The sequence below is a fragment of the Wolbachia endosymbiont of Tettigetta isshikii genome (genome assembly GCF_041154185.1).
Lineage (GTDB): Bacteria > Pseudomonadota > Alphaproteobacteria > Rickettsiales > Anaplasmataceae > Wolbachia.
In genome coordinates this window covers 61,382-73,704 of record NZ_JBFTEN010000003.1, presented here as the reverse complement: position 1 = coordinate 73,704, position 12,323 = coordinate 61,382, and the positions used below count along the sequence as shown (strand labels likewise).

Below are 12,323 nucleotides of genomic sequence, written 5' to 3'. Positions count from 1 at the left end.
TTTCGATGATAAGGTAGGAATCCAAGAAGCTAAACTTCAAGGATGAGAGTACCGATGCGGAAAACATGGGCGCATAGTAGTGAAGAAGTCTCTGTAATGTAGATGGAGCGAAGGGACTGAGTCATTTGGATTTTAGTTATTTGTCAACCGAAATGGGAGGAACAAATAATTAAGGTAGGTCTTTGATTTAAAGGCTAAAAATGACAAGAGCTGTGTGAATCGAGAGGTTCATGCACAGTTCTGTGAGGGGCTGGTGGGGAAGTTCCACCGGTCTACTCGACCAGAAGGAGGGGCTACTTGGATGATATCATAGGATCACGGGGTACTGGAATGACAAAAGGGGGGCGCTGGGATGACAGGAGGAGAGATGCTGGAATCTAGGAGTTTTATCAAGCAGGTGAGTATAAAAGTAGCCGTTTTACGTTAAAATACAATATTTAATTATTATGAAAAACTGGATCCCAGTGTCACGCACTGGGATGACACCGTAGTGGTTAGGATGACAAGAAAAGGAGGCATATTATGTCAAACAACTTCAATTTCAAAGAATTTTTTCACCACTACGAAGCAGATAGTATGCCAGATGACATACAACGATATCATATACTATGGAAATCAGTAATAGGGCAGGCAGTAATTGATGCAACAAGCAACTGTAAAAAAACACAAAGCTTAGTAGAAAAACAGAAAGCAATTTCCTGGTTATCGGATTTTAGTCAAGATTTTGTGCACACATGTATATTAGCTGATTATGATCTGGTATATGTAAAAAATAAAATACAGCCAATTCTAAAAAGCCATACTAAAAAAACAGATAAAGCTTTTTTAGTGAGACTTGCTCCTTTCATCGAAAAAGATATCATTTAGTCTTTTATCTATGGCTTCCTCTATATCCTTGACTAAAAGTTGCCTTATTATGGCCACTTTTCGCCTTTCTTGAGCATGGCGCTCATCATTGTAACCATAATGACTGCTACTGCTGTAGCTACTTTCGCTGCTATAGTTATAACTACTACCATTTGCTTTACTGCTGTAACTTGCTTTACTGCCCCTTTTGCCTTTAATCATGAACCTGAGTATCTGTATTATTCTTTCCTTTAAAAAAGATTTCCAGCCGGTACTAAGAAGTAATCTATAGAGAAAATGCGGAGCAAGAAACGCTACTAATATTCTAAAATAAACTCCATAACCGAGGTCATCTTTGTTATCGTAATACCACTTGCAATATTCAAACAAATGGTTAAATGCACTTTTGAAAGAGCCAAATTCTACAGCATACCAAAAGCCATTGCTGAGAAACATGAACGTAACGCTGGATGTATAAAGATATATTATAAGGAGGAATAGCTTGACAACTATGTCCTTTAAGTTGCCCAGTATATAACTTAATAACCTTAATCTATAGAAAAGTGATATCATTTCACACCCTCTTCAATATGGCTGGGGTGGAAGGATTCGAACCTTCGCATGGCGGTATCAAAAACCGCTGCCTTACCGCTTGGCTACACCCCAATACTGCTTACAGCAATAACATTATTAACCCAATTAGTAAAAGACTTATTTGTCTTTTCTATAGGTATTATTACAACAGCAGGTTGATCATAAGAATGCATTGCTTCAATTTTTTCTACAACCTTATCAACTTGATCGTTTCTGCTTTTCATAATTGCTACTATTTCACAACTACTATTAATTTTACCTTCCCATAAATAAAGAGAATTCACCTCGGGAAATATGTTTACACATGCAATTGATTTCTCATTTAACAATTGCTCAGAAACAGTTTCAGCCTCCTTTAAACTTGCAAAAGTTGTATAAATTAAAACTAAACCACTCATTAGAATCTACATAAACGCATTGCTACTATACTTTACTTAGATTTATTCATCAAGAGAAAATAGAAAGGACGTTACTCACTGAGTAACGTCCTTATAGAGAAGGTGGGTGTGTTTGTTTACCGTACAGCCTCTTGCCTAGTTTGGCGTTGAACATCAGTTTCAACATCCATTTTTGTAGAAGGCAGTTGTTGTTCCGGCAGTTTGTTTGGAGATGCGCGTAGTTTTGCAAACCTTTGTTCGAGCTCGTTTTGCAATTCTTCCATAAAAAGCTTTTGCCCTTTTGTTGTTGTAGAAGGATCAGAAGAATTATGTGAACTCCTTCCACTACCATAACCACTGGTTGTTGGACTTTCAGGCGCCTTTGGTAAATCAATTGGAGAATCACCAGTACCTACATGACTTGGTGAGTTGCTTCTTAGTGGCTCCTGCTGATCAACAATGCTATTTCCTGTCTCTGCAGACTGCGTCGCGTCCGGTTTAGAAAGAACTTGATACTTAACTCTAGTAGCTTCTCCTGCTCCCTTCAGTACTTCGTTTCCTATAAACCATGATAACGCTTTGTCCTTAGCTAAAGTAGGTGCCTTTACTTCCTTATGCTCTTCAGGATTTAATAATCCTTCTGTGCTACCATCAGTACTTATAGAATCTAGTGAACTCATTAAACTGCTTCTTGGTAAGCTGTTAGATTGCAAAGAATCCCTCTCTAAATCTCTATTACTGTCAATAAGATCAGGATCAAGTTCCCGCTTTGCTAACAAAACAACACCTCGCGGTTCTTGTGGCTCTGCCGAATACGGAATTCTCTTAAAATCAGATATGCTTGTACCTGCATCACTCATCTTCCTTCCCAAATTTTGAACGCCTTCTCCCATTTTTTTCAACGCAGAACTAGTTCCCTCTCTTGCCGCCTGTTTCAGAGAACTTGCAGCTTCTTTTACCGAGTCCTTAGCATACACAGCACCAGCTTTAATTTTGCCCGCAGTGTATTCCGACCCTTCCAATGTCTTCTCTGCTGACCATTTGAGCCCTTTATATCCATATTCAACTGCTTTCACAGCAAAAAATAGAGTAAGAGCAACTGCTGCACCTGTTGCAGCAACTGGTAAAGCAACCGCCACAACTGGAAGCAATGCACCAAATATCACACCTACTGCAGTTACTGCAACCATTTGCTCTTTTGCAGACCATTTAGAGAAATTCTTTATATCTTTCAGTTTATCTTGCAAAGTTTCCATAAAAGTGGAGCTTTGCCTACGATTTGAATTTGTTTCGGAATTTAACATTTTAAACCTCACTATTAATTAAATATATTTATATTGTATATCCTAAATTCTTAAATTAGTGTTAATTTGACTGTCAGTGTGCATTTACCTAAGGATAATTTTGCTTGACGCTGGTACAACAAGAATGAAGAGACTGGAGAAGATGCTGGAACTGTATGAGGTATAGAAAAAGATTATTTCTTTTACTGACTGCTGTAATTTTAGCGATTTTATTATTAAAAGATTATAGTGGTTCTCACGAAGACATAGTGCACCTCAAAAACAACAACAAGGAATTCAAAAGAAGAACAGAAAATTCCATAGAGTCAACCATATTACATAGAGAAAAGGAAGTGTATGATCATGTCTTCCAACCTGATAATTAATTCGTAAATAAAATAGTCTTGCATTTTCCTAGTAAAGAAGTAATATTAGCGTATTAGTTATAGAATTGATCATTATGTTTGACGAGAATAATCCTTGGAATCTTGGAAAAAAATCAATAAGGGATAAAACTCCTAATAATGAAGATATTTTAAATAAAATTATATCCGAGATAAGGTATTTTTTTAATGTCTTAACAAGGAACAGCGGCAAAAAACCTTATTTAATTATTTTTGTTATTTTGTTCTTCTATGCCTGCACTGGCTTCTATATTGTCCACCCAAGTGAGGAAGGCATAGAACTTACTTTTGGCAAATATTCTAACACAGAAACATCTGGTTTGCGCTATCACCTTCCCTACCCTATTGGCAAGGTCTTTAAAGTGAACGTCAAGGAAGTAAATCGTGAAGAAATTGGGGTCAGTAGTTCCTATGGGCGAGACACAGACCGCGGTGAAGGTGTGATGCTAACTGGAGATGAGAACATAGTCAACGTAAACTTTGAGGTCCAGTGGCGCGTTAGAGATGCTAAGGATTATTTATTCAAAGTGCGGGATTATACACCTGGTTTTAGTGTTAAAAATGCTGCAGAGAGTGCTATGAGAGAGATAATAGGTAAAAATATGATCTCTTTTGCACTTGGTCAAGGCAGACAAGAAATTCCTATAGATACTAGAACTTTACTGCAACAGATTCTTGATGGATATCAAATGGGCATAGAAATTTTATCTGTTCAAATGAAAAAAATTGACCCACCAGAAAAAGTAATTAGCTCATTTAGAGATGTGCAAAGTGCTCGTGCGGATAAAGAGCGTACTATAAACGAAGCATACGCTTATAGCAACGACATTATACCTCGAGCAAAAGGTGAAGCAATAAAGATAAAACTAGACGCAGAAGCATATGAGAATGAAATAATAAACGAAGCAAAAGGTAATGCAAATCGCTTTTTGTCTCTCTATGAAGAATACAAGCAAAATCCTTCTCTTGTTAAAAACCGTATTTATCTTGAAACTATGGAAAATATTTTCAGTAAAGTAGATAAATTTGTTGTAACTGATGATCTGAAAGGTATGTTTTATTATCTACCTCTTGCAAATTTGGGAAAATAGTTATGCGCAGTAACATTAAAATTGCTTTTATTTCTGTATTAGTTGTCGTGTTAATCGCCTTGTTTAATTCAATGTTTGTGGTGCAAGAAATGAAGCAAGCAATAGTTATACAATTGGGTAAAGTGGTAAGAGATATTAAGGAAAGCGGTTTATATTTTAAGCTGCCATTTATAAATAACGTAGAATTTCTTGATAAGAGAGTTTTAGATTTAAGCCCTGATAAAACTCCAAGAGAGGTAATAACTGCAGACCAAAAACGCATCATAGTAGACGCTTACGCAAAATATAAAATAGTAGAGCCTATCACTTTTTACCAAACTGTGAAAAGCGAATCAGGATTAGTCAGAAGACTATATCCAATCATAGAAGCTCACATAAGGGAAAACATAGTAAAATTTTCATTAATTAGTTTATTAAATGAAAAGAGGTCAGAAGTTATGCAATTAATCCAGCGTGGAGTTTATTCTGAAGCTAGAAAATTTGGTATAGAAATAATAGATGTAAGGATTAAGAGAGCAGATTTACCAGAAGAAAATAGTTCTGCAATATTCCTTCGTATGCAAACTGAAAGAGCAAAAGAAGCAAAAGAAATCAGAGCAGAAGGTGAGCAAGCTGGGCTAGAAGTTAAATCAAAAGCTGATAAACAAAAAAGGGAAATTATTGCTAGCGCAATAAAAGAAGCCCATGAAATAATGGGGCGTGGTTATGCTGAAGCAACCAGAATTTATAATGAGGCGTTTAAGGTTGATGAAGAGTTTTTTAATTTTTACCGCTCTATGAGCGCTTACAGCAAATCATTCGCTAGAAATAACACTAAATTTATACTTTCACCAAATAATAATTTCTTAGATATTTTCAACAAGGGATGGAAATAGTTTATGAGAAGTAAGGTTTTATCTATATTTACATGTTTTTTGATTTCGTTCTCTTCGTATGCTAACATGTTTGACTGGAGTGCAAAAAAGGCTTCAGATACTGTATACAGCTATAATCAAGGACTTGCTGACCTGGTAGAAGAACTTATTCCTGCAGTTGTGAATATCTCGAGCGAACAAATCATTAAACAAGAAAGTAACAATAGAACTAGAATCCCTTTTACACCAAGAAATAATTTTTTTGATGATTTTAGAGAGTTTTTTGAGCATTTTGATCAATTTTCTATGGATAGTGGTCCAAGCATCAATAGAGAAGTAGTGCTGCTTGGGTCTGGATTTATTATAGACAAAAGTGGAACTATCGTAACTAATTATCACGTTATTAAAAATGCCCAAGATATCGCAGTTACTATGAACGATAATACTTATTTCAAAGCAGAAGTTTTAGGCTATGACACAAAAACTGATCTTGCTGTGCTTCAGATCAAAGCTGACAAAGACCTTTCTTTTGTAGCATTTGGTGACTCTGATAAAGCAAGAGTTGGTGATACAGTCATGGCAATAGGCAATCCATTTGGGTTGGGTGGCTCTGTAAGCACAGGAATTATATCTGCAAGATCCAGAGACATTAGTATAGGCACCATGAATGAATTTATTCAAACTGACGCTGCAATCAATAGAGGCAACTCTGGAGGACCACTATTTGATCTAAATGGAAAAGTTATAGGTATTAACACCGCCATCTATTCCCCATCTGAATCTGGCGGTAACGTTGGTATAGGCTTTGCCATACCGTCTAATCTAGCTGTATCAATCATTGACACACTAAAGAGCGGCAAGAAGATAAAGCACGGTTGGCTTGGTGTGCAAGTTCAGCCTATAACAAGAGAATTTGCAGAGTATTTGGGTTTAAAAGATACAAAAGGTGCATTAGTTGCAAATATAGTAAAGAACAGTTCAGCAGAGAAAGGTGGTATTAAAGTAGGTGATATATTACTAGAATTTGATGGCAAAAAAGTTGAGAGAATGACACAACTACCTCAAATGGTTTCAAGAACTGAGCCTGAGAAAAAAGTGCAAATTAAGTTACTGAGAAGTGGTAAAGAAGTTAATATTAAGGTCGTCATCGGAGAATCTACAAGTGACAGCCAAGATAATAACCAAGAAGAAAATGAATCAACATCTGATTATATAACTGGTTTAACCGTTTCAAACCTACCACAAGAGTCAAAAGAGAGCAAAAATGACGCGCCTACAAAAGGTGTAATAGTTACCAATGTAGACGTTAACAGGAATATTACGTTGCGTGGTATCAAAAAAGGAGACATTATTATGCAAATAAATGGAACTTATATAGAAAACGTTGAAAGTTTCCAAAACCAAATAAATTTAGCAAAAGAGAAGGATAAAGAAAAAGCAATAATGTTGCTTATTTACCACAATGGAAATCAGTTTTTTACTTCAATAAAGTTAAAAAAGTAATTTCGTAAATCATTTACCAAATTCACAAAACAGCAACGTTGTAAGTTTGCTGCTGTAACGCTTTAGTTCAAGTTAAAATCGACCTACTACATGAAAAACTAGCCTATCGTTATTCCAGCTGTGTAGCTGGAATCTCATTGCACTTTATGACGGTGTCATCCAAGTAGCTGACACTGGAATCCAGAATACTACTTTAGTAATAAATATTTAAGAAATTTACCAAATGAGAAAAAAGGCAAAGAAATCCAGAGTGGCAAGTTTTGACTCTATAATACTTTAAATTGGCGCTATAATAATTTGCTGATGCTTAGTTTAAGCGCGATTTAGCTGAATGTAGAAAAAATGAAAAAGACATGCAGCCGCTATAATTTGATACAATCCGCCAAAAAATACCCTGAGTTTTTTACTGAATTTTGTCATTGAGCCTGCAGATCAAAAACAAGTTTTGAGTCAGAAATACCCTTGTTGCTATCATAAGGGTGCTGGAGGAATTTGTCAAGTAGTTTTTTTCATTTCTATTGGATGACGTTATAACTTTTTTCTACTTTCGTCTGTCCGCTTTCTGTGTAGTGGTTAGGTACGCGAGAAGCCCAATGTGTAGCTTCTTCTATTCTTGGCTCGCTAAGCTCATTCTGTTGTTCTAGCTCTTTTATAGCATTAACAAGACTTAATTCCTTACCACTAAGTTTGACTTTAACATCTGTATTTTTCTCTAAATTCTAATGATTTGGCTTACTTCCTACTATTCTAATATTGCCATTACCATCAGAGCTTAATTAAAGTATAAACTTAGATAAATCCAGCTGTTTTGAAATCGATTCAAGTTTATCTTTCACGTACTTGCCATCTATAACAAATTTTTCACCATTCTTCTCAGTAGCAATAAAGCTTATTTCATCTAAAAGTTTCTCCATGATAGTATGGAGCCTTCTTGCACCTATATTTTCCACTTGCCTATTAACTGTAAACGCTATTTCAGCTATAGTTTTGATGCCATCATCGGTGAACTCAAGCATTACATTTTCTGTTTTCATTAAAGCTATATACTGCTTCAACAAACTAGACTCAGGTTCCTTTAATATTCTTATTAAATCCTCTTGAGTCAGTGCTTTAAGCTCTACTCTGATAGGTAACCTGCCCTGCAATTCTGGCAAAAGGTCAGACGGTTTAGATAAATGAAAGGCACCAGATGCAATAAATAATATATAGTCTGTCTTCACATGGCCATACTTAGTTGAAACAGTTGTTCCTTCAAGCAGTGGTAATAAATCACGTTGTACTCCTTCTCTATTTACTTCACCTTTTACTTCTGTACGTGCTGCAATTTTATCTATTTCATCCAAAAATACTATGCCTTCATTGCTAACAAGATCAATCGCTTCTTTGATTATTTTATCTTCATCCATTAACTTCTCACTTTCTTCGTTAATCAATATTTCTCGAGCTTCTTTTACCTTAACTGTAATAGTTTTTGTTTTTTTGCCCCCATTAAACATCTTACCCACTAATTCTGTGACGTTCACCACGCCAAATTGCCCACCTGGCATACCAGGTATATCAAAAGCTGGCAGCATACTCTTACTTTCTCTGACATTAATGGAAACTTCTCCATCTTCAAACCCTTTATTCCTCAATTTTTCTCTGAAAACCCTTTTACTCTCTTCGGTTGCATCTTCACCGACCATAGAATTGATTATTATACTCTCAGCTAAATTCAAAGCTTTTTTAGCTAGAGCTTTGCGAGCTTTCTCTCTAATTAAAACTATTGCTGCATCAACTAAATCACGTATTATCGAATCAACATCACGCCCTACATATCCTATTTCGGTAAATTTCGTTGCTTCAACTTTTATGAATGGTGCACCCGCAAGCTTTGCTAAGCGACGAGCTATTTCTGTTTTACCAACCCCTGTATGACCAATCATCAGTATATTTTTAGGTATGATTTCATCACGTAAAGGAAGAGGAACTTTATTACGACGCCAACGATTCCTGAGTGCAATAGCGACAGCACGCTTTGCATCATTCTGTCCAATTATGAACCTGTCCAACTCCTTAACTATCTTTTGTGGCGGCAGATCGTCCAATAAGACTTGTGTACTGCCATTAACTTGAGCGTTGTTGTTATTTGAATCACAGCCATTTTTAGCGTCTTCATAGAGGTCATTTCTCTTATTGTAGGTATCACTACCATAAAACCGCCCTTCTGAAAGCATCACAAGCTGATTGGAGAAATTAGTGCATAAAATTTTTTGTTCAGAAGACATACTATCCCTCTATCTTTTCAATAACTACATTATGATTTGTATAAACACATATATCAGCTGCTATTCGCATAGCTCTTTTCGCAATCTCTTCTATTGACATTCCTTTTACATCAATTAAAGCTCTTGCTGAGGATAGAGCGAAATTTCCTCCAGAACCAATAGCTGCGATCCCATCTTCAGGTTCAAGAACATCACCTGTTCCTGTAATCACTAACGAAATAGATTTATCTGCAACAATCATCATAGCTTCCAATTTTCTTAAGTATTTATCCATTCTCCAATCTTTTGCAAGTTCAACACATGCTCTCATTAATTGTCCTGGGTGCCTATCAAGTTTAGATTCCAGTCTTTCAAAGAGAGTAAATGCATCAGCTGTCGCCCCTGCAAAACCGGCAATTACAGAATCACCAGAAAGGCGCCTGACTTTTTTTGCTCCGGATTTTATAACAGTGTGACCCAGTGAAACCTGTCCATCACCTATTACTACTACACTTTTACCTTTTCTAATTGACAGTATGGTAGTTCCATACATTTTACTGCTATCATGTTGAATCATTTTTCTATTACTTCAAATGGCAATTTCATTACACTTTAATCTCTAATCAAGTTTGCTAGATATGTTTAATTATAGCTTATAATATAATACCTTCCTTATAACATTAAAAGCGCAGATGCAAAATATAATTCACCCAAAATTAAAAAAAAGTTTAAATAGTTGGTTTGAGGAGAAGTTTGATAGCCTCACATTGCCGTTTTATAGCTCCATAGACCTCAGAAATTCCGGTTACAAAATCGCCCCTATAGACGCTAATTTGTTTCCTGCAGGGTTCAACAACCTAAGTGAGGTATCAAAAGCAATAGCAGTAGAGCTAATGAAGATCTATTTTAAAGAAAAACAACATAAAAAAATTCTCATAATACCAGAGAACTACACGCGAAATAAAATGTATATAAAGAACGTATTTGCCATAGAAAGAATACTACAACTAGCAGGTCTTGAAACTAGAATTGGCCTCTTTCACAACGAAACATACAATTTAATAGAACCATATGAAGCTGTCGTGAAAGAAAACTCTCTCCTGAAGACAACCTCAGGATTTGTGCCTGATGTTGTTGTACTGAACCGGGATATGACAAGCCACATTCCAGACACGTTAGAAAATTTAAAACAAGAGATAGTGCCAAGTCCATTATATGGTTGGCACAGCAGGCAGAAATTTCAATATTTTGAAATCTATCAAAAACTAGCGTCCGAACTTTGTAGCGAATTTCAAATAGACCCGTGGCTTATTTCTGCACCTACAGAAAGTTGTAGTAGTGTCAATTTCAACGACGATTCATCGCTGGAAACGGTGGCAGCTAAAGTTGATCAAGTGCTGTCCTTAGTGCAAAAAAAATATGAAGAATATAAAATAAAAACTCAACCTTATGTTTTCATCAAAGCAAGCAACGGAACATACGGAATGGGCATTATAACAGCAACAAGTGGAGAGGAAATATTAAGCCTCAATAAAAAAAAGCGCAATAAAATGAAAAAGATAAAAGAAGGAATAAAAGTGAGTAGCGTTATTATACAAGAAGGCGTACCAACCATCGATGTTTTTGAACATAGCCCTTCAGAACCGCTGATATATTATATAGGAAATACGCCAACCTGCTACTTATACCGGTGCAACAGCAGAAAAGATATATATTCTAGCCTAAATTCCACTGACTGTAAATTCCATGATGTCAGCCAGGTTGTGGAAAATAAAACTCTATCGCTTTGGAATATGGTTAGTAAATTAGCGGTGCTAGCATTGGCAGTAGAAATGAGGTCTTTTCATATCTAATTTCTTACTTCTAAACATAGCCATTGGCTAGGCTTCTTGCATAACAAACCAGCCTGTGGCATGTCATAAAACGAAAAATTTACTTGACAAATACCTTCAGCCCCTTTATCATAAAATTGGAGTTATTCATTTAGCTTCAATCTGTGCAGATTAAACAACGAAAGTATCACGGTTAGCGTCTTATGTTTAATTTTTTGCACTATGTGCACCCCATGTCTTTATTAATTTCACCTAGACTTCTAGGTTTTTCCCTATACAAGCTGAAACGCGCTTATAAGTCGGTTAAGACAGTATAGTACGCCAATTTGCAGGATTAGAGAGTGAGCAATTTCTACCACAGGATTTCTTTTGCCTTTTTTTCTGCTTAGTTTAGATTATGCAAGAAGTCTCTTTATTATCACCGCGCTGAGCATGGTTAGTACTATCAAGTTCAGTGGAAGGATCATCATTGATTGGTTGACTGAATAGTTTGTCAAGATGAGTTGCTAGAAATACTGCACTATATATTATGCTGACTGTTACGCTTAAATTAAAATTATAGATTATACCATTACCTAAGTTTATCGGTGTGGTTGCAATTTCTATCCTTCTTAATACGAAGTTTAGCAAACCTAATGACAAAGTTAGTGTGCTGATAAAGAGGCTCTTCCTGTGTTTAGCAAGTTCAGCTTCACACTTTGTAAATTCATCAGTTTCCTTTTTATCTTGGTATTTTCCACATGCCTCTTGATATTTTTTATGTGCCTCCTGATATTTTTTGCACGTATAATAATAGCCTATTGGTTCTGCAATGAATAGGAATAGGATTGTTGACGTTAAGTAAACACAACTTATTACATCTGCATTTCTAGTCAAGAGATGGATAACTTTCAACATCATTAGCGCTTCTATAGTACTGCTTGCAAGACTAGCTGATTTACCCACAATTTTTGCTAATTCTTTTTTAACCTTATGGTCTCTGTAATCCTTGACTAGGTCATATAAAGTAAATGCAGAATAGGCAATATATAGAATAGACGTCGGAAATTTTACCCACCGAGCGATATTCCATATAAGAAAAATATTGGATCTGTTATTATCAATAAACTCACAGCAAAATTGTAGTGAAATCTTGTACAGTAGCATTGTTAAACCTGTTGTAATACAGATTATCCTCCTGATATCATGGTCGTAAGCATCATGTACCTTTTGTGCAAATGTGTTTTGTTTCTTTTTTAGCCTATTTAGCATAAATAGCTAATAAAATAATAACTTTTTACTATTCTATCATAT

Annotated in this window: 12 protein-coding genes and 1 tRNA gene; 6 read left to right on the top strand and 7 right to left on the bottom strand. The window is 35.8% G+C overall.

What is annotated here, in order from left to right; all coding sequences use genetic code 11:
• Positions 1 to 522: 522 nt before the first annotated feature.
• Positions 523 to 867 carry a hypothetical protein gene (locus AB6N09_RS01385; protein WP_411131172.1) on the top strand — a complete coding sequence of 115 codons (345 nt, stop codon included), beginning with the start codon at positions 523 to 525 and terminating at the stop codon, positions 865 to 867.
• On the opposite strand, the gene AB6N09_RS01380 is transcribed toward AB6N09_RS01385, so the two are convergent.
• From AB6N09_RS01380 to AB6N09_RS01365, 4 genes are all read right to left on the bottom strand, one after another.
• Positions 826 to 1,419, bottom strand: a complete 594-nt coding sequence (locus tag AB6N09_RS01380) for a hypothetical protein (RefSeq protein ID WP_411131171.1) — start codon at positions 1,417 to 1,419, stop codon at positions 826 to 828. The two genes, AB6N09_RS01385 and AB6N09_RS01380, sit on opposite strands and share 42 nt — an antisense overlap.
• A gap of 18 nt (positions 1,420 to 1,437) precedes the next feature.
• A tRNA-Gln gene (locus tag AB6N09_RS01375) sits at positions 1,438 to 1,512 on the bottom strand.
• Positions 1,503 to 1,838: a divalent-cation tolerance protein CutA gene (gene cutA, locus AB6N09_RS01370; protein WP_411131170.1), complete on the bottom strand. Its 336-nt coding sequence runs from the start codon at positions 1,836 to 1,838 to the stop codon at positions 1,503 to 1,505. Before cutA ends, AB6N09_RS01375 begins: the two co-directional genes overlap by 10 nt.
• Before the next feature lie 116 nt (positions 1,839 to 1,954).
• On the bottom strand, positions 1,955 to 3,121 hold the full coding sequence (locus AB6N09_RS01365) for an actin-bundling T4SS effector WalE1 family protein (RefSeq protein ID WP_411131169.1): 1,167 nt from the start codon (positions 3,119 to 3,121) through the stop codon (positions 1,955 to 1,957).
• A gap of 155 nt (positions 3,122 to 3,276) precedes the next feature.
• Here AB6N09_RS01365 and AB6N09_RS01360 point away from each other — a divergent pair, with 155 nt between their 5' ends.
• The 4 genes from AB6N09_RS01360 (at position 3,277) to AB6N09_RS01345 (ending at position 6,952) form a co-directional block, all read left to right on the top strand.
• A complete protein-coding gene (locus AB6N09_RS01360; protein WP_411131168.1) occupies positions 3,277 to 3,486 on the top strand; it encodes a hypothetical protein in 210 nt (69 codons plus the stop codon).
• A gap of 74 nt (positions 3,487 to 3,560) precedes the next feature.
• Complete coding sequence (gene hflK / locus AB6N09_RS01355; RefSeq protein WP_411131167.1) at positions 3,561 to 4,595, top strand: FtsH protease activity modulator HflK; 1,035 nt, start codon at positions 3,561 to 3,563, stop codon at positions 4,593 to 4,595.
• A gap of 2 nt (positions 4,596 to 4,597) precedes the next feature.
• A complete protein-coding gene (gene hflC, locus AB6N09_RS01350) occupies positions 4,598 to 5,470 on the top strand; it encodes a protease modulator HflC (protein ID WP_411131166.1) in 873 nt (290 codons plus the stop codon).
• A 3-nt stretch (positions 5,471 to 5,473) separates the two neighbouring features.
• Positions 5,474 to 6,952 (top strand): DegQ family serine endoprotease, encoded by a 1,479-nt coding sequence (locus AB6N09_RS01345; protein ID WP_411131165.1) that lies wholly within the window; start codon positions 5,474 to 5,476, stop codon positions 6,950 to 6,952.
• 776 nt (positions 6,953 to 7,728) lie between these two features.
• Here the strand turns inward: AB6N09_RS01345 and hslU are convergent.
• Both hslU and hslV read right to left on the bottom strand, forming a co-directional pair.
• Positions 7,729 to 9,219 (bottom strand): ATP-dependent protease ATPase subunit HslU, encoded by a 1,491-nt coding sequence (gene hslU / locus AB6N09_RS01340; RefSeq protein ID WP_411131164.1) that lies wholly within the window; start codon positions 9,217 to 9,219, stop codon positions 7,729 to 7,731.
• A gap of 1 nt (position 9,220) precedes the next feature.
• Positions 9,221 to 9,775 (bottom strand): ATP-dependent protease subunit HslV, encoded by a 555-nt coding sequence (gene hslV, locus AB6N09_RS01335; protein WP_411131163.1) that lies wholly within the window; start codon positions 9,773 to 9,775, stop codon positions 9,221 to 9,223.
• Between the two features lie 115 nt (positions 9,776 to 9,890).
• Here hslV and gshA point away from each other — a divergent pair, with 115 nt between their 5' ends.
• Positions 9,891 to 11,051, top strand: a complete 1,161-nt coding sequence (gene gshA / locus AB6N09_RS01330; protein WP_411131162.1) for a glutamate--cysteine ligase — start codon at positions 9,891 to 9,893, stop codon at positions 11,049 to 11,051.
• Between the two features lie 369 nt (positions 11,052 to 11,420).
• On the opposite strand, the gene AB6N09_RS01325 is transcribed toward gshA, so the two are convergent.
• Positions 11,421 to 12,281, bottom strand: coding sequence for a hypothetical protein (locus AB6N09_RS01325; RefSeq protein ID WP_411131161.1), 861 nt, complete (start codon positions 12,279 to 12,281; stop codon positions 11,421 to 11,423).
• Positions 12,282 to 12,323: the final 42 nt, after the last annotated feature.